This is a genomic window from Pseudomonas sp. DR 5-09, from assembly GCF_001655595.1.
Taxonomy (GTDB): Bacteria; Pseudomonadota; Gammaproteobacteria; order Pseudomonadales; family Pseudomonadaceae; genus Aquipseudomonas; species Aquipseudomonas pharyngis.
Genome location: NZ_CP011566.1, coordinates 1,906,617 through 1,923,184, shown reverse-complemented (window position 1 = coordinate 1,923,184; position 16,568 = coordinate 1,906,617). Strand labels below are relative to the sequence as shown.

The 16,568-nt window shown below is 60.3% G+C and carries 18 protein-coding genes; 15 read left to right on the top strand and 3 right to left on the bottom strand.

Annotated elements, in window-relative coordinates; all coding sequences use genetic code 11:
- Window positions 1–18 precede the first annotated feature (18 nt).
- Entirely contained in the window at window positions 19–927 is a 909-nt protein-coding gene (prmB, locus tag PDR5_RS08730; RefSeq protein WP_064594620.1) for a 50S ribosomal protein L3 N(5)-glutamine methyltransferase, read from the bottom strand.
- Window positions 928–1,166: 239 nt separating this feature from the next.
- Between prmB and PDR5_RS08725 the strand changes: the two genes are divergently transcribed.
- From PDR5_RS08725 to PDR5_RS08705, 5 genes are all read left to right on the top strand, one after another.
- Window positions 1,167–1,757 carry a cysteine hydrolase family protein gene (locus tag PDR5_RS08725; RefSeq protein WP_011333204.1) on the top strand — a complete coding sequence of 197 codons (591 nt, stop codon included), beginning with the start codon at window positions 1,167–1,169 and terminating at the stop codon, window positions 1,755–1,757.
- Between the two features lie 131 nt (window positions 1,758–1,888).
- On the top strand, window positions 1,889–2,209 hold the full coding sequence (locus PDR5_RS08720; protein WP_007960009.1) for a hypothetical protein: 321 nt from the start codon (window positions 1,889–1,891) through the stop codon (window positions 2,207–2,209).
- A gap of 73 nt (window positions 2,210–2,282) precedes the next feature.
- Window positions 2,283–2,840, top strand: coding sequence for a Smr/MutS family protein (locus tag PDR5_RS08715; protein ID WP_064594618.1), 558 nt, complete (start codon window positions 2,283–2,285; stop codon window positions 2,838–2,840).
- 77 nt (window positions 2,841–2,917) lie between these two features.
- Window positions 2,918–3,463: a GTP cyclohydrolase I FolE gene (folE, locus tag PDR5_RS08710; protein WP_003204506.1), complete on the top strand. Its 546-nt coding sequence runs from the start codon at window positions 2,918–2,920 to the stop codon at window positions 3,461–3,463.
- A gap of 101 nt (window positions 3,464–3,564) precedes the next feature.
- Entirely contained in the window at window positions 3,565–3,936 is a 372-nt protein-coding gene (locus PDR5_RS08705) for a glutaredoxin family protein (RefSeq protein WP_064594616.1), read from the top strand.
- A gap of 31 nt (window positions 3,937–3,967) precedes the next feature.
- On the opposite strand, the gene PDR5_RS08700 is transcribed toward PDR5_RS08705, so the two are convergent.
- On the bottom strand, window positions 3,968–5,134 hold the full coding sequence (locus PDR5_RS08700; RefSeq protein ID WP_064594614.1) for an aminotransferase-like domain-containing protein: 1,167 nt from the start codon (window positions 5,132–5,134) through the stop codon (window positions 3,968–3,970).
- Between the two features lie 82 nt (window positions 5,135–5,216).
- On the opposite strand from PDR5_RS08700, the gene PDR5_RS08695 reads away from it, so the two are divergent.
- The 4 genes from PDR5_RS08695 to PDR5_RS08680 all read left to right on the top strand — a co-directional run bounded on the left by PDR5_RS08695 (window position 5,217) and on the right by PDR5_RS08680 (window position 9,601).
- On the top strand, window positions 5,217–5,660 hold the full coding sequence (locus tag PDR5_RS08695) for a MarR family winged helix-turn-helix transcriptional regulator (RefSeq protein ID WP_064594612.1): 444 nt from the start codon (window positions 5,217–5,219) through the stop codon (window positions 5,658–5,660).
- 196 nt (window positions 5,661–5,856) lie between these two features.
- The gene (locus PDR5_RS08690) at window positions 5,857–7,206 is read left to right on the top strand and encodes an NCS2 family permease (protein WP_064594610.1); all 1,350 of its coding nucleotides are present in this window, start codon (window positions 5,857–5,859) and stop codon (window positions 7,204–7,206) included.
- 87 nt (window positions 7,207–7,293) lie between these two features.
- On the top strand, window positions 7,294–7,923 hold the full coding sequence (locus PDR5_RS08685) for a LysE family translocator (protein WP_064594608.1): 630 nt from the start codon (window positions 7,294–7,296) through the stop codon (window positions 7,921–7,923).
- 139 nt (window positions 7,924–8,062) lie between these two features.
- Window positions 8,063–9,601 carry a hypothetical protein gene (locus PDR5_RS08680; protein ID WP_156669313.1) on the top strand — a complete coding sequence of 513 codons (1,539 nt, stop codon included), beginning with the start codon at window positions 8,063–8,065 and terminating at the stop codon, window positions 9,599–9,601.
- A 122-nt stretch (window positions 9,602–9,723) separates the two neighbouring features.
- On the opposite strand, the gene uraH is transcribed toward PDR5_RS08680, so the two are convergent.
- A complete protein-coding gene (gene uraH / locus PDR5_RS08675; protein WP_011333195.1) occupies window positions 9,724–10,077 on the bottom strand; it encodes a hydroxyisourate hydrolase in 354 nt (117 codons plus the stop codon).
- 429 nt (window positions 10,078–10,506) lie between these two features.
- On the opposite strand from uraH, the gene puuE reads away from it, so the two are divergent.
- The 6 genes from puuE (at window position 10,507) to PDR5_RS08645 (ending at window position 16,548) form a co-directional block, all read left to right on the top strand.
- The gene (puuE, locus tag PDR5_RS08670) at window positions 10,507–11,433 is read left to right on the top strand and encodes an allantoinase PuuE (protein ID WP_064594599.1); all 927 of its coding nucleotides are present in this window, start codon (window positions 10,507–10,509) and stop codon (window positions 11,431–11,433) included.
- Window positions 11,430–11,945 (top strand): 2-oxo-4-hydroxy-4-carboxy-5-ureidoimidazoline decarboxylase, encoded by a 516-nt coding sequence (gene uraD / locus PDR5_RS08665; RefSeq protein WP_064594598.1) that lies wholly within the window; start codon window positions 11,430–11,432, stop codon window positions 11,943–11,945. Before puuE ends, uraD begins: the two co-directional genes overlap by 4 nt.
- A 90-nt stretch (window positions 11,946–12,035) precedes the next feature.
- On the top strand, window positions 12,036–13,031 hold the full coding sequence (alc, locus tag PDR5_RS08660; RefSeq protein WP_007960036.1) for an allantoicase: 996 nt from the start codon (window positions 12,036–12,038) through the stop codon (window positions 13,029–13,031).
- Between the two features lie 120 nt (window positions 13,032–13,151).
- Window positions 13,152–13,655 (top strand): ureidoglycolate lyase, encoded by a 504-nt coding sequence (locus PDR5_RS08655; RefSeq protein WP_027613342.1) that lies wholly within the window; start codon window positions 13,152–13,154, stop codon window positions 13,653–13,655.
- A gap of 51 nt (window positions 13,656–13,706) precedes the next feature.
- Entirely contained in the window at window positions 13,707–15,020 is a 1,314-nt protein-coding gene (locus PDR5_RS08650) for a urate hydroxylase PuuD (protein WP_039769892.1), read from the top strand.
- Between the two features lie 169 nt (window positions 15,021–15,189).
- Window positions 15,190–16,548, top strand: a complete 1,359-nt coding sequence (locus tag PDR5_RS08645) for a nucleobase:cation symporter-2 family protein (protein WP_064594592.1) — start codon at window positions 15,190–15,192, stop codon at window positions 16,546–16,548.
- The last annotated feature ends 20 nt before the right edge of the window (window positions 16,549–16,568 follow it).

The following is a 16,568-nucleotide window of genomic DNA, read 5'->3' as shown; positions in this document are numbered from 1 at the left end:
GGGAACGATCGGTTCAGGTCAGACGCGGGAAGCGAACAGTGCCTGATGGGCGCGGCACTGTTCGGCGGTCAGCATGAACACGCCATGCCCGCCGCGCTGGAACTCCAGCCAGGCGAAATCGACTTCCGGGTACAGCGCCTCGACGTGGACCTGGCTGTTGCCCACCTCGACAATCAGCAAACCCTTCTCGGTCAGGTGATCCGCCGCTTCGGCGAGCATCCGGCGCACCAGGTTCAAACCGTCATCGCCGCAGGCCAGGCCCAGTTCCGGCTCGTGCTGGTATTCGTCCGGCATGTCGGCGAAATCTTCCGCATCGACGTAGGGCGGGTTCGACACGATCAGGTCGAAACGTTGACCCGGCAGGCCATCGAAACCATCGCCCTGCACGGTGAACACACGCTCATCGACGCCATGACGCTCGATGTTCTGGTTCGCTACTTCCAGCGCTTCGAACGACAGGTCCGCCAGCACCACTTCAGCGTTCTGGAACTCGTAGGCGCATGCGATGCCGATGCAGCCGGAGCCGGTGCACAGATCGAGAATCCGCGCCGGCTCGTCACCGATCCATGGGGCAAAACGGTTTTCGATCAGCTCGCCAATCGGCGAACGCGGGATCAGCACGCGCTCATCGACGATGAACGACATGCCGCAGAACCAGGCTTCGCCCAGCAGGTAAGCGGTCGGAATGCGTTCTTCGATGCGACGCTTGAGCAGGCGCTGAAGATTGACCAGCTCGTCGTCTTCCAGCGCGCAATCCAGATAGCTGTCGGCGATTTCCCATGGCAGGTGCAAGGCACCGAGCACTAGCTGCCGGGCTTCGTCCCAGGCATTGTCGGTGCCATGGCCGAAAAACAGATCCTCCCCATGGAAGCGGCTGACGGCCCAACGAATGTGGTCGCGCAGGGTACGAAGTCGGGAAGTGATCACGGGGCAGAACTCCAGAAAAAACGACTGGCGATTCTAGCAGCCAAAACGCGCCGCGACGACGCAGGAAAGATTCCGGGGCGACGGTAGGACGCTTCCGATTTTCCCCTCGGCTATTGAACAGATCGTGTAACTTGACAAGGCTGCAGGCCAGCAACGACGGTGTCTACGATGGTAGCGATTCACAGAACCGCTCAGCCAGAGGACAATGTCGCAAAAGCCCCACCCGAAGGAGCCCCAGAATGTCCGTTCCAAAAACGATGTTTCAACTCAGCGGTCGCGGTTACGCAGCGGCCACGTTGAGCCATGCCACCGTGGTCATCATCGATGCCCAGAAAGAGTACCTCAGCGGCCCGCTGGCCCTGAGCGGCATGGACGCGGCTGTCGCGAACATCAAACAACTGGTTGCCGCCGCCCGCGCGGCCGGCCGGCCGATCGTGCATGTGCGCCACCTCGGCACCGTCGGCGGTCTGTTCGACCCGCAGGGCGAGCGCGGCGAGTTCATCCCCGGCCTGGAACCCCAGGGCGATGAAACCATCATCGGCAAGTTGCTGCCGAGCGCCTTTCACGGCACCGAACTCTACGATCGTCTGCAAACCATCGGCTCGCTGGACCTGATCGTCTGCGGTTTCATGAGTCACTCCAGCGTCAGCACCACCGTGCGCGCGGCGAAGAACCTGGGTTTCCGCTGCACCCTGGTCGAAGATGCCTGTGCCACCCGCGATCTGCCATTCAAGGGCCGCGTGCTCAGCGCCGAACAGGTGCAGGAAGCGGAAATGGCGATCATGGCTGACAACTTCGCTACTCTCGCCCTGACCCAGGATCTGATCTGATCTTCCGTAAATGAGCGGCTCAGCCCGCCGCTCATCTGCAAAAACCTCGCATTTGCTTCAATTACCCTAGCCTCAGGAACAACCCGGTCAACTCCCGGTCGAAGGGCCGATACCCATTGAGGAAGGTCGGAATGAAGTTATCCGATGGATTTGACGCACGCCGCTTGCGGCCCAAAGGCCAAAGCAACTGGCGATTTCGATTCGGCGCGGCGATTGCGGCCATACTGGCGACGTTCGGCGTGCTGCTGGCGATGGCCGGGGCCGCCAGCCTGCTGGGGCGCCCACCGGCGCTCGGCGACCTGAACGCAACCCCGCTCGGCTCTGCAATCATTCTCGCAGTCGGCCTGCTGTTCCTGTATTTCGGCGTGGCCCTGTGGCGTCGTTGCCGGCGTCGCGCACGGCAATCGCGGGAATTGAACATGTCCCCGCACCTGATGAAAAAACACGATTGATCGACGGCCTGGCTTTTTGCCGGGCCGTTTTGTATCCGTTTGGGTAAACTGGCCGCCCTTCGCGGAGGCTGATATGCAAGACGACGATTTTTCCCTGTTCAAAAGTGCGATCCAAGGCGTCAAGCCGATCAAGCACGACCGCGCCGACACCGGCAAACCCAAGGCTGACCGAGACCGGATCGCCAAGCTGCGCCAGTCCGCCACCGTGCGCACCGACACCACCACCGTTGACGGCCTGTCCGATCAGTTCGTGATTGACGTCGGCCCCGAAGACGAGCTGATGTGGGCCCGCGACGGCGTGCAGGAAAGCCAGATGCGCAAGCTCAAGATCGGGCAGATCCCGTTCGAAGGCAGCCTCGACCTGCACGGCATGAGCGTAGAAAAAGCCCGCGAAACCCTCTGGGCGTTTCTCGCCGAAGCGACCAGATTCGAAATCCGCTGCGTGCGCGTCACCCACGGCAAGGCTGTGCGTCTGGACGGCAAGCGGCCGATGATCAAAAGCCACGTCAACACCTGGCTGCGCCAGCATGCGCAAGTACTCGGCTTCTGCTCGTGCCAGGCGAAACATGGCGGCGCCGGCGCCGTATATGTGATGCTCAAACGCACCATGATGGAAGGCCGCGACGAATAATCCCGTCACACCGAACTTGCAGGGTCGTGTCCGCCACCGTACCCTTGCCCTTTGCGAAAATCCCCACAGGTAGTTTCATGTCCCTGGAACAGAATTACACCGCGATTCTCGGCCAACTGGGCGAGGACGTCTCCCGCGAGGGCCTGCTCGACACGCCAAAGCGTGCCGCCAAAGCCATGCAGTACCTCTGCCGCGGTTATGAACAGACGCTCGAAGAGGTCACCAACGGTGCCCTGTTCAGCTCCGACAACAGCGAAATGGTGCTGGTCAAGGACATCGAGCTCTACTCGTTGTGCGAACACCACCTGCTGCCGTTCATCGGCAAGGCCCACGTCGCGTACATCCCGAGCGGCAAAGTGCTGGGCCTGTCGAAGGTCGCGCGGATCGTCGATATGTACGCCCGCCGCCTGCAGATTCAGGAAAACCTCAGCCGCCAGATCGCCGATGCGGTCCAGCAAGTCACCGGCGCGCTGGGCGTGGCCGTAGTGATCGAGGCCAAGCACATGTGCATGATGATGCGCGGTGTGGAGAAACAGAATTCGTCGATGATCACTTCGGTGATGCTCGGTGAGTTCCGTGAAAACGCGGCGACCCGCAGCGAGTTTCTCAGCCTGATCAAGTAATGCGTGACAGAAAAAACCGGCGTTGATCGCCGGTTTTTTTTCGTCCGTGAAAAATCGGGTAAGCTGCGCGCCTTCTTCAATCTCCCTGTGAGGCTTGTAACGTGTTCGTCAAAGCGCTTCGTGTCGGCCTCGGCCAACTGATCATTTTCGTGGACTTTCTGACCCGCCCGGGCAAGAAGCAGCGCCCCGCCGCTGCCCAGGCTCAGGTTGATGCCGCCGCCAGGAACCTGACCCTGTATCAGTTCCACGCCTGCCCGTTCTGCGTGAAGACCCGCCGCAGCCTGCGTCGCCTGAACGTTCCGGTGGCCCTGAAGGATGCGAAGAACAACGAGCAGGATCGCCAGACCCTGCTGGAACAGGGCGGCAAAATCAAGGTGCCGTGCCTGCGCATCGAAGAGAACGGCCAGACCACATGGATGTATGAGTCCAACACGATCATCGAATATCTGAACCAGCGGTTTGCCGCAGTCTGAATCAAAAAAACCGGCCTGATGGCCGGTTTTTTTATGCCGCCTGCGCGGCCTGGGCCTGGCGCACCACCGCCGCCAGCCGCTTGAGCCCTTCATCGAGTCGTGCCGGATCGATGTGACTGAAGTTCAGCCGCAGATGACCGGGGTTGCGATCCGGCTCGGGGAAGAACGGTTCGCCGGGCATGAACGCCACATCGTTGGCCAGCGCGGTGTTCAGCAACGTGCGGGTGTCCAGCGGTTGCTTCAGGGTCAGCCAGAAAAACAGCCCGCCCTGCGGCGTGTTCCAGTCCGCCAGATCGGCGAAATGGGTTTCCAGCGCCGCTTGAAAGGCGTCGCGGCGCTGACGATAGAAGCTGCGCAATTCACTCAAGTGCTGCTGATACTGCTCACTGCCGATCCACTGCAACGCCTGCCACTGACCGATGCGGTTGGTGTGCAGATCCGCCGATTGCTTGAGTTTGAGCAGGTGCGGGAACAGGTCCGGGCTGGCAATCAGGTAGCCGACGCGCAGGCCTGGCAGCAGGGTTTTCGACACGGTGCCGGTGTAGATCCAGCTGGATTTCTTGAGGCGCCCGGCAATCGGTTGAGCGCTGCCGCCGTCGAAGGTCAGTTCGCGGTAAGGCTCGTCTTCGATCAGGGTCACGCCGAATTCGTCGAGCAATGTCGCAACGGCTTCGCGCTTGGCTTCGCTGTAGCGCACGGCCGATGGGTTCTGGAAGGTCGGAATCAAATAGATGAACGCCGGGTGGTGCTGCTCCAGACGCTGGCGCAACTGTGCGAGGTTCGGGCCATCAGCCTCCAGCGGCACGGTCAGGCAATCGGCGCCGAACAGCTGAAAAATCTGCAAGGCCGCCAGATAGGTCGGTGCTTCGAGCAGGATTTCGGTGCCCTTGTCGATGTACAGCTTGGCCGCCAGGTCCAGAGTCTGCTGGGAACCACTGACTACCAGCACCTGACTCGCCTCACACGGTAAACCCAACGCCCTCGCCTCTGCCGCCAGCGCTTCGCGCAGTGCCGGCTCACCTTCACTCATGCCGTACTGGCCGAGAGAAACTGGCATCTCAGCCCACTCGACCTTCGGCAACATGGCTTCAGCCGGCAAACCGCCAGCGAAAGACATCACTTCCGGACGCTGGGCCGCGGCAAGGATTTCACGGATCAGAGAACTTTTGAGGCGCGAGACACGTTCGGAAAAAGCCATGGAAGTCACCGCTAGCGAGGCATGGGAAAAATGAGTCAAACTTGTTGACTGAAATTACGACACCTCACCCGGAAACGTCAACATGCTTGACCTTAAAAACTGCGCCAGCCAACAACAGGCCATGGAAGCCTTCTTCTTCGGTTATCAGGCGTTCACCGCCAAGGCTGACGAAATGCTCGAGCGTCGCGGCCTGTCCCGAGTGCATCAACGCATTGTGTTTTTCATAGCTCGCTATCCGAACCTGAGCGTCAAGGAATTGCTCGCGCTGCTCGGCGTCAGCAAGCAGGCGCTGAACATGCCGTTGCGGCAATTGCAGGAAATGCACCTGGTGGACAGCGTGGCGTCCGAGACCGATAAACGTAAACGCCTGCTGGAGCTGACCGTCGAAGGTGCGAAATTTGAGCAGGCGCTGCGTCGTGAACAGGTGAAATTGCTTGAGCGCGTCTTTGCCGAAGCCGGCGAAACGGCGGTCAACGGCTGGCTGACGGTGAATCTGGCGCTGGGAACCAATCGCCCGGCCGAGTGATATAGCTCGATCACCAGTCTTTTCGTCTACAAAACCAAAAACAATATTTGCTTTATTTGTACACAAAAGCATAATCCACAGCGTGCGAGTTCCTGACTACACGGTCAACAAATTCGCGTATGCCTCAAAGGACCGCTGCCACCCCTCATGGGTCCGGTCCTGGAAATAACAATAAAACTCTTGAGGAGTACTCGCTGTGGAAAGCCGCAAATCCGAAGCATCGACGCTGGAACTCTCGCCGCCGTTACGCACTGGGCTGCTTGAGCGCATCTTCAAACTCAGCTTGCATGGCACCACGGTGAAGACCGAGCTGATTGCCGGTCTGACAACCTTCATCACCATGGCCTACATCATCTTCGTCAACCCGAACATCATGGCCGATGCCGGGATCGATCACGGTGCCGCCTTCGTCGCCACCTGTATCGCCGCCGCGCTGGGCTGCCTGCTGATGGGCCTCTACGCCAACTGGCCGGTGGGCCTGGCGCCGGGCATGGGCCTCAACGCGTTCTTCACCTACACCGTGGTCGGCACCATGGGCTACAACTGGGAAACCGCGCTCGGTGCGGTGTTCGTCTCGGGCGTGCTGTTCATGATCCTGACCTTTTCGCGGATCCGCGAATGGCTGCTCAACAGTATTCCGGTCAGCCTGCGCTATGCGATGGGTGCCGGCGTGGGTCTGTTCCTCGGGCTGATCGGCCTGAAAACCGCCGGCATCGTCGTCGATAGCCCGGCCACCCTGATCAAGCTCGGCTCGCTGCGTGAACCCGGTCCGCTACTTGCCGCCATCTGCTTCCTGATGATCGCGATCCTCAGCTATCACAAAGTGTTCGGCGCAATCCTCATCAGCATCATCACCGTGACACTGGCCGGTTGGGGAATTGGTCTGGTGCACTACGAGGGCATCATGTCCGCGCCGCCAAGCCTGGCGCCAACCTTCATGGCCATGAACGTCGCCGGCGTGTTCAACGTCAGCATGATCAGCGTGGTGCTGGCCTTCCTGTTCGTGCACATGTTCGACACCGCCGGCACCCTGATGGGCGTCGCCCAGCGCGCTAACCTGGTGAACCCTGACGGGCGCATCGAAAATCTGTCCCGCGCCATGAAAGCCGACTCCGCCTCCAGCGTATTCGGCGCGGTGGTTGGTGTCCCTCCCGTCACCAGCTACGTGGAAAGTGCCGCCGGCGTGGCCGCTGGTGGTCGGACTGGTCTTACCGCCGTCACCGTGGGTGTGCTATTTATAGCCGCGATGTTCTTTGCACCGCTGGCCGGCATGATTCCCGCCTATGCCACCGCTGGCGCGCTGATTTATGTAGCGATGCTGATGATGGGCGGCATGGCGCACATCGAATGGGACGAAGCGACCGACAGCATTCCGGCGATCGTCACCGCGATCATGATGCCGCTGACCTTCTCGGTCGCCGACGGTATCGCGCTGGGCTTCATTACCTATGTCGCGCTGAAGGCCGGCACCGGTAAATACAAGGAAATCTCCGTCAGCCTGTGGGTGCTCTGCGCGATCTTCATCGCCAAGTTCATCTTCCTGTAAGCACTACGCGGTTCATGCTTCAAAACAGCCTCACCTCACCGGGTGGGGCTTTTGCACATTCTTGATAACGATAAAAAGGAGCACATGATGAGTCTGGAAACCTGGCTGCTGTTCAGCGGCGCTGCGCTGGTGGTGATCCTGATTCCGGGGCCGCTGTCGTTGCTGATGATCAGCAACAGTCTGAATTACGGTCTACGCCGTTCCTACCCGGCCTTTCTGGGTGGCGTGAGTGCATCGATCTGCCTGCTCAGCGCTTCGGCTCTGGGCCTGGGTGCCCTGCTGCTGGCATCGGAAAAGCTGTTCAGCGCATTGAAGATCGTCGGCGCCCTGTACCTGTTCTACCTCGCCTGGCAGAGCTGGCAGCAATCGCGTCAGCCATCGGTCGGGGCCGAAGTCCCGAACGCAGCGCCGGCTCCACGCTTTCGCGCGCTGTTCGGTCGAGCCTTTGTACTGGGTGCAAGCAATCCAAAAGACATCCTGTTCTTTGCCGCCTTCCTGCCGCAGTTCCTTAGTGCCGAGCAGCCATTTCTGCAACAACTGCTGGTGATGATCGCGACCTGGACGGTGCTTGATCTGTTGTGCAAGCTGACCTACGGCCTCGGCGCCCACGGCGCGGCGCGTTACCTGCGCAGCGGCAAGGGCCAGAGCTGGTTCAACCGCATCAGCGCCGGATTGTTTGGTGGCGCAGGGGCGGCATCGTTGCTGAGCAGCCACTGACCCCGGCACACCGGCTGACACCTGGAAACATCTGATTCGGTGCGTAGACATATCTACCGCATTTCGCCGAGTCGATTCATTGAACATCCAGCCTCTCCCGTCCGGAGAGACATGAATCGACTCTGCGAGTACCTATCCCATGAGCCCCAAACGTCCAACACGCCCCAAACCAGCAACCTCATCACAGGAATCGAACGTCGGGATCCGCGATTCAACGATTCCGATCATTTCACGTCCACCCCCGACAGCCCCTCATCACGGTATCGACGCAACACCCACAATCGCCCCGCGCGAGCTTGTTCATACATATCCCGAACACAGTGTCCTTGAGATCGTCGACCTCCCCGCTGACACGCTGATCACCCCTGTCGCTCCCCACATGCCGATCGACCAGTATTTTCTCCCACCGAGACTGCTCACCCGCCTGCCCGATCCCGATCCACGATCAGGCATTCGATCAGCCGGGGCGCTGAGGCACTATGTCGATCTCCAGGAAGGTGGAACAGTGCTGGTCGGCAACGATGCGGAAAACGGTTTCAGGGCCAGGCTTGCGAGTGAAATCAACCCTTCCGGCCCTCGGCTCGAACAGATAGAAGGCTCACTTCAATGGCGCGTACGCTCGAGGGCTGAAACCGACGACGCGCCTTCCACGCTGTTCATCAGTCGCGTGCCAATGCCGCAGGACGCTGCCACATCCGGACAATGGGCTGACCCGTGGCGACAATGGGAACCTCCTCTCCATCACCGATCGCCAGACGACATCATCGTCGACGGAATCCATTACAAATTGCTGCCGCGTGGCACCGATGCCGGAGATCCGATCGTATATATCAAGAACCCGGAGCACATGATTTACGACTTCGCGCTGCTGGAGCGGGTTCTGCGAAGAGATTTCATGCAACAACCCCGTGGCGCGATCCGCGTACCTCCTGCGTTTCACTGGGAAATCGACCCGAATCCGCCCTTCCAGCAACCGTTGACGGACTATGTCGCCAATCGGTTTCCACAACTGTCCCAAACCACGGTCCGCAACGTGGCCAGACACCAGTTCGTCCTCGCCAATGGCGGCGACATTGCCACGGGCAGCGGACTTACCCGGCTCAGGCAAACCTTCAATGACTGGCGCATGGGCAACGATGCACTGCGCCCGGAGCTGGCCGATCCACTGCTGATGCTGCCGATACTGCATACGTCCAGCAACGCCCACAGCAACGATCTGACGCTGGAGCTTCCGACTCCCAATACGGACGGCTCCCTGCAACGACTGGACTTCGATCCGGAGAGGTTTCGGCCGCAATGGCGAAATTACATGTTGACGCAGTCAGCGGTCGACCTGAAGCGCTTCATGGCGTACGTGCTGCGACACAATGGCTACGAAGTTTTCGATCCCAGCAGGGCAACCGTATATCCAACGTTGGTTCTTCGCCAGAAGATGCACGACTTTGTGTATTGCCTGAGCCTATATCGCGTCAGGGGCCGGAAAATTCATCGGCTGACGAATCTCGAGCCGAACAACTTCGACGCACGACTGGAGCATCTGGTCGACCCGCCGGCAGCACAGGTGGTCAGAGAGGCACATGCACAAAACCGGTTGATCTGGCTCAAGGGTGGATCTCAAATACTCGCCTCCCACGCGGATACCGTTTTCATCGTCAGGGACAATGACGCGAGGCTTTGAAGCCGTGACTCTGCCTGCCGGGGGTGGTTCGAAACGCAAAAAAAAGCCCGCAGTGTGAGCGGGCGAAAGACCAAAGAAGCTATATGCGCAGTCGCTTCCCGGCAGGGGCAGCTGCTTGGGGGTCAGCTGCCCCGATAGGTGGAATAGCTGTAAGGCGAGATCAGCAACGGCACGTGGTAGTGATCCTGTTCGGCAGAGATGCCGAACCGCAGCACCACCACGTCCAGAAATGCCGGCTCCGGCAACTGGACGCCACGGGCGCGGTAGTAATCGCCGGCGTGGAACTGAACCTGATAGACACCGGTACGGTAGTCATCGCCTTGCAGCAGCGGCGCATCGACCCGGCCATCGCTGTTGGTAAGCGCACTGGCGACCAATTCCAGGTGCGAACCTTCAACGCGGTACAGCTCGACCTTGATCGAGCTGCCCGGGCAACCGTGTGCAGCGTCCAAAACGTGTGTTGTCAAACGTCCCATTGATTCTGCGCGCCTGCCTGCGTGGAGCAGTCAGACCTCGCGCCTCCCGAAGTCAGTTGAAAAGGAGACCGCACCGTTTCGGAGCACGAAAAGCTGCGGCGAGCGACTGATTAAGACACTTTTGAAAAAAATTGTACACAATAAAAACGACATTTTTCCTCCCACCCCCAGCCTCCGCCGATTTTCCGCTGCTCAGGCCTCGAACCATGCATTCATTGAACCTCTGATCCATTAGCTGACTGATCAGGCAGATTTCTTGCAGGCTCTCGCCTTTATCAGCAAAAGAGGACGGCCGGTGAAAAATGCGAAAATTCAGGCTTACAAATTGAGAATAAAGTTGTATACAATCAGCCCATCGCTGTGACGCCAGCTGCCATCCCATCTTCAAGGCGCCACACAATCTGTCAACGAATAAGAAGGAAGACTGCAGTGAGCGCTGACTACCCACGCGACCTGATCGGTTACGGCAGTAACCCTCCTCACCCACACTGGCCGGGCAATGCCCGGATCGCCCTGTCCTTCGTACTCAATTACGAAGAAGGTGGCGAGCGCAACATCCTGCATGGCGACAAAGAATCGGAAGCCTTCCTCTCGGAAATGGTCGCGGCCCAGCCTCTGCAAGGCGCGCGCAACATGAGCATGGAATCGCTTTACGAGTATGGCAGCCGTGCCGGCGTCTGGCGGATCCTGAAACTGTTCAAGGAATTCGACATTCCGCTGACCATCTTCGCCGTGGCCATGGCCGCCCAGCGTCACCCGGATGTGATCCGCGCGATGGTCGCGGCCGGTCACGAGATCTGCAGCCACGGCTACCGCTGGATCGACTACCAGTACATGGACGAGGCGCAGGAACGCGAGCACATGCTCGAAGCGATCCGCATCCTGACCGAACTCACTGGCGAGCGCCCGCTGGGCTGGTACACCGGTCGCACCGGCCCCAACACCCGCCGTCTGGTGATGGAAGAAGGCGGTTTCCTCTACGACTGCGACACCTACGACGACGACCTGCCCTACTGGGAACCGAACAACCCGACCGGCAAGCCGCACCTGGTGATCCCGTACACCCTGGACACCAACGACATGCGCTTCACCCAGGTCCAGGGTTTCAACAAGGGCGACGATTTCTTCGAATACCTCAAGGATGCGTTCGACGTGCTTTATGCCGAAGGCGCCGAAGCGCCGAAGATGCTGTCGATCGGTCTGCACTGCCGTCTGATCGGCCGTCCGGCGCGTCTGGCTTCGCTCAAGCGCTTTATCGAATACGCTAAAAGTCATGAACAGGTGTGGTTCAGCCGCCGCGTCGACATCGCACGTCACTGGCACGAAACCCACCCGTACCAAGGGGCTGCCAAATGAGCACCTTTCAAACCCTGCAGCCGTCGACCCTGAGCCGCGACGCCTTCGTCAAAGCCTTCGCCGACATCTACGAACATTCGCCATGGGTGGCCGAGAAGGCCTTCGACCTGGGCCAGGATGCGTCGATCGACCAGATCGAAACCCTGCACCAGCGCATGAGCGACATCCTGTTGAGCGCCGATCACGCCAGTCAGCTGGCACTGATCAACGCTCACCCGGACCTGGCCGGCAAAGCTGCCGTCCAGGGCGAGTTGACCGAAGCCAGCACCCATGAACAGGCTGGCGCCGGTATTCACCAATGCACGGCCGAAGAGTTCCAGCGCTTCACCGAGCTGAACGACGCCTACAAAGCCAAGTTCAAGTTTCCCTTCATCATGGCGGTAAAAGGCAGCAACCGGCATCAGATCCTCGCGGCGTTCGAAACGCGCATTCACAACCCGGTCGACACCGAGTTCAAATGCGCGCTGGCGGAGATCAACAAGATCGCCCTGTTCCGATTACTGACTCTCTAGCAAGCCTGGCCCGAGAAACCTCTAGAACGCTTGCGTTTCCCAGGGCCTTGCAAGCATCCCCAGCCACTTATTTAAAGGCAGACAAGAAGAATGAAAGCTTACGCCGTACCTTTCGAGAAGTTCGTCAACCTGGCCGATGCCCGTCTGGGCACCAAAATCATCTCGGTCACCGATGACTGGTTCGCAGACGCCAATCGTCTGTTTCAGCCGACCCCGGCCGTGTGGAAGGAGGGCGTGTTCGATGACAACGGCAAGTGGATGGACGGCTGGGAGTCGCGCCGCAAGCGCTTCGAAGGCTACGACAGTGCGGTGATCCGCCTGGGCGTACCGGGTTCGATCAAAGGCGTGGACATCGACACTTCATTCTTCACCGGTAACTTCCCGCCATCGGCCTCGCTGGAAGCGTGCTTCCTGGCGTCGGGCGAGCCGGACGAAAACACCCAGTGGACTGAAGTGCTGTCGGCCGTCGAACTGCAAGGCAACAGCCACCACTACCACGAAATCAGCAACGACAAGGCGTTCAGCCACCTGCGCTTCAACATCTACCCGGATGGCGGCGTGGCCCGTCTGCGCGTGTACGGCATTCCGTTCCGCGACTGGTCCGCTGTTGGCGACAACGAGCAAGTCGACCTGGCCGCAGCCCTCAACGGTGGCCGCGCCCTCGCCTGCTCCGACGAACACTTCGGCCGCATGAGCAACATCCTCAACCCGGGCCGTGGCATCAACATGGGCGACGGCTGGGAAACCGCACGTCGTCGCACGCCAGGCAATGACTGGGTGATCGTCGCACTGGGTCACCCGGGCGAGATCGAAAAAATCATCGTCGACACCCTGCACTTCAAGGGCAACTACCCGGACACCTGCTCGATCCAGGGCGCGTTCGTCAAGGGCGGCACCGACAGCCAGATCGAAACCCAGTCGCTGTTCTGGCGTGAACTGCTGCCAAGCCAGAAGCTGGAAATGCACGCCGAACACACCTTCGTCGAGCAGATCAAGGCACTGGGCCCGATCACCCACATCCGTCTGAACGTGTTCCCGGATGGTGGCGTGAGCCGCCTGCGCGTACTGGGCAAGGTCGCTAAATAAGCGCTGAACCCGATCGCCAGCAGGCTGGCTCCCACAAGGGAATGTATTCCAGATATGGGAGCTGGCCTGCCAGCGATAGCAACAGAACCAACAACACAGAATTCGGATAAGAAGAACAGCATGCGCACACTGACGATTGAACCGCTGACCAAAGAAGCCTTCGCCCCTTTCGGTGACGTGATCGAAACCGACGGCAGCGATCACTTCATGATCAACAACGGTTCGACCATGCGCTTCCACAAACTGGCGACGGTCGAAACCGCGACGCCTGAGGACAACGCGATCATCAGCATCTTCCGCGCCGACGCGCAGGACATGCCGCTGACCGTCAGCATGCTGGAACGCCATCCGCTGGGCAGCCAGGCTTTCATTCCGCTGCTCGGCAACCCCTTTCTGATCGTGGTCGCGCCACTTGGCGATGTACCTGTATCAGGCTTGGTCCGCGCCTTCGTCACCAACGGCAGGCAGGGCATCAATTACCATCGCGGCGTCTGGCACCACCCGGTGCTGACGATCGAAAAGCGGGATGACTTCCTGGTGGTTGATCGCAGTGGCACAGGCAATAACTGCGATGAGCATTTTTTCAAAGAGGATGAGCGTTTGATCCTCGCCCCCCACCAATAAGAGAAGGTCTGATCACTCGACAACAAGAGTGACAGGCGAGAGGTAAAGACTGTGGAAGCACATCTGTTGGAATGGCTGAACCTGAGCGTGCGCTGGGTTCACATGATCACTGGCGTGGCCTGGATCGGCGCGTCGTTCTACTTCGTCTGGCTGGAGAACAACCTCAACCGCGTCAACCCGAAAACCGGTCTGGCCGGTGATCTGTGGGCGATCCACGGCGGCGGTATCTATCACCTGGAAAAATACAAACTGGCCCCTCCGTCGATGCCGGAGAACCTGCACTGGTTCAAATGGGAAGCCTACTTCACCTGGATGTCGGGGATCGCGCTGCTGTGCGTGGTGTTCTACTCCAACCCCGTGCTCTACCTCGTGGCACCCGGCAGCGGCCTGACCGGCCCTGAAGGCGTGGCCATCGGCATCGGTTCGCTGATCGCCGGCTGGTTCATCTACGACTTCCTCTGCGACTCGCCTCTGGGCAAGAAACCGGCCCTGCTCGGCTTCATCCTGTTCGTGCTGATCATCGGCGCGGCGTATGGATTCAGCAAGGTATTCAGCGGTCGCGGTGCCTACCTGCACGTCGGCGCGATCATCGGCACCATCATGGTCGGCAACGTGTTCCGCATCATCATGCCGGCCCAGCGCGCCCTGGTCGCCGCGATCGCCGAGAACCGCACGCCGGATCCGGCGCTGCCGGCCAAAGGCCTGCTGCGTTCGCGTCACAACAACTACTTCACCCTGCCGGTGCTGTTCATCATGATCAGCAACCACTTCCCGAGCACCTACGGCAGCCAGTACAACTGGCTGATCCTGGCCGGGATCGCCGTGCTGGCGGTGTTGGTGCGTCACTACTTCAACACCCGTCACGACAGCCACAAGTTTGCCTGGACCCTGCCAGTGGCAGCGGTGGGCATGATCAGTCTGGCGTACGTCACCGGCCCGGCGCCGATGTCGACCGCGCCGGACGTGGCCAAGGCACCTGCGAAAATCGAGTACCAGCCGCTGCCGGAAACGGCGCTGGGTGGTGGCGCGAAACCGGCTGAAGCGGCACAACCGGCAGCCCCTGCCGCTCCTGCTGCCGCTCCGGCGCAGGCGTCCAATGCCGGCCCGGGTTTCGACAAGGTGCACTCGGTGATCCAGGAACGCTGCGCGGTCTGCCACTCGGCCAAACCGACCAGCCCGCTGTTCAGCGCTGCACCGGCCGGTGTGATGTTCGACACCCCCGAGCAGATCCGCCAGAACGCGGCGCGGATCCAGGCGCAAGCCATCACCACGCAGATCATGCCACTTGGCAACATCACGCAGATGACCCAGCAGGAACGTGACCTGATCGGTGCATGGATCGCCCAGGGAGCCCAGACCAACTAAGCAGTAAAAGCATCGCTGGCAAGCCAGCTCCCACAGGGTTTTGCACTGCCTGTGTGGGAGCTGGCTTGCCAACGATTAGCCGCAACGCGGTTTACCTGATGCAAAGAAACAGCTGTGAGCAACCCGGCAGCTGTTCAATCACAAGAATAAAAAAGATCCGAGGTGTTGCATGTCCGAGCTGTCCAAAGCGCGCATCCCCGACGCACCCGCCATTCAGCGTTTGCCCCTTTTGCAACTGATCCTGGTCGGTCTGCAACATGTTCTGCTGATGTACGGCGGCGCCATCGCGGTACCGCTGATCATCGGACAGGCCGCTGGTCTGAGTCGTGAAGAAATCGCCTTCCTGATCAACGCCGACCTGCTGGTCGCCGGCATTGCCACCATCGTGCAGTCCTTGGGCATCGGCCCGATGGGCATTCGCATGCCGGTGATGATGGGCGCCAGTTTCGCCGCCGTCGGCAGCATGGTCGCCATGGCCGGCATGCCGGGCATCGGTCTGCAGGGGATTTTCGGCGCGACCATCGCCGCCGGTTTTTTCGGCATGCTCATCGCGCCGTTCATGTCCAGAGTCGTGCGCTTCTTCCCTCCTCTGGTGACTGGCACGGTCATCACCTCGATCGGTCTGTCGCTGTTTCCCGTGGCCGTGAACTGGGCCGGTGGCGGCGCCGCCGCTGCGCAATTCGGTTCACCGATTTACCTGGCCATCGCCGCACTGGTGCTGGCCACCATTCTGTTGATCCACCGCTTCATGCGCGGTTTCTGGGTCAATATTTCCGTGCTGATCGGCATGTGCCTGGGCTACGTGCTCTGCGGCGCCATCGGCATGGTCGACCTGAGCGGCATGGCCAACGCGCCGTGGGTTCAGTTCGTCACCCCGCTGCATTTCGGCATGCCGAAATTCGAACTGGCACCGATCCTGTCGATGTGTCTGGTGGTGGTGATCATCTTCGTCGAGTCCACCGGGATGTTTCTGGCGCTGGGCAAGATCACCGGCCAGGAAGTCTGCCCGCGCATGCTGCGTCGCGGCCTGCTGTGTGATGCCGGCGCGTCGTTCTTCGCCGGATTCTTCAACACCTTCACCCACTCCTCCTTCGCGCAGAACATCGGCCTGGTGCAGATGACCGGCGTGCGCTGCCGCTCGGTGACCATCGTCGCCGGCGGTCTGCTGATCGTCCTGAGCCTGCTGCCGAAAGCGGCGTTCCTGGTGGCATCGATTCCACCGGCGGTGCTCGGCGGCGCGGCGATTGCGATGTTCGGCATGGTCGCGGCCACCGGCATCAAGATTCTGCAAGAGGCCGACATCGGCGACCGGCGCAACCAATTGCTGGTAGCCGTGAGCATCGGCATGGGCCTGATCCCGGTGGTGCGTCCGGAATTCTTCGCCCACCTGCCGTTGTGGATGAGCCCGATCACCCACAGCGGGATCGCCATGGCCACCCTCAGCGCGCTGACGCTGAACCTGTTGTTCAACATCCTCGGTGGCGCCGAACGCGCCGCGATCAACGACTGTCACGCACACCAACATTAACAGCGACACCGATGTGCCCT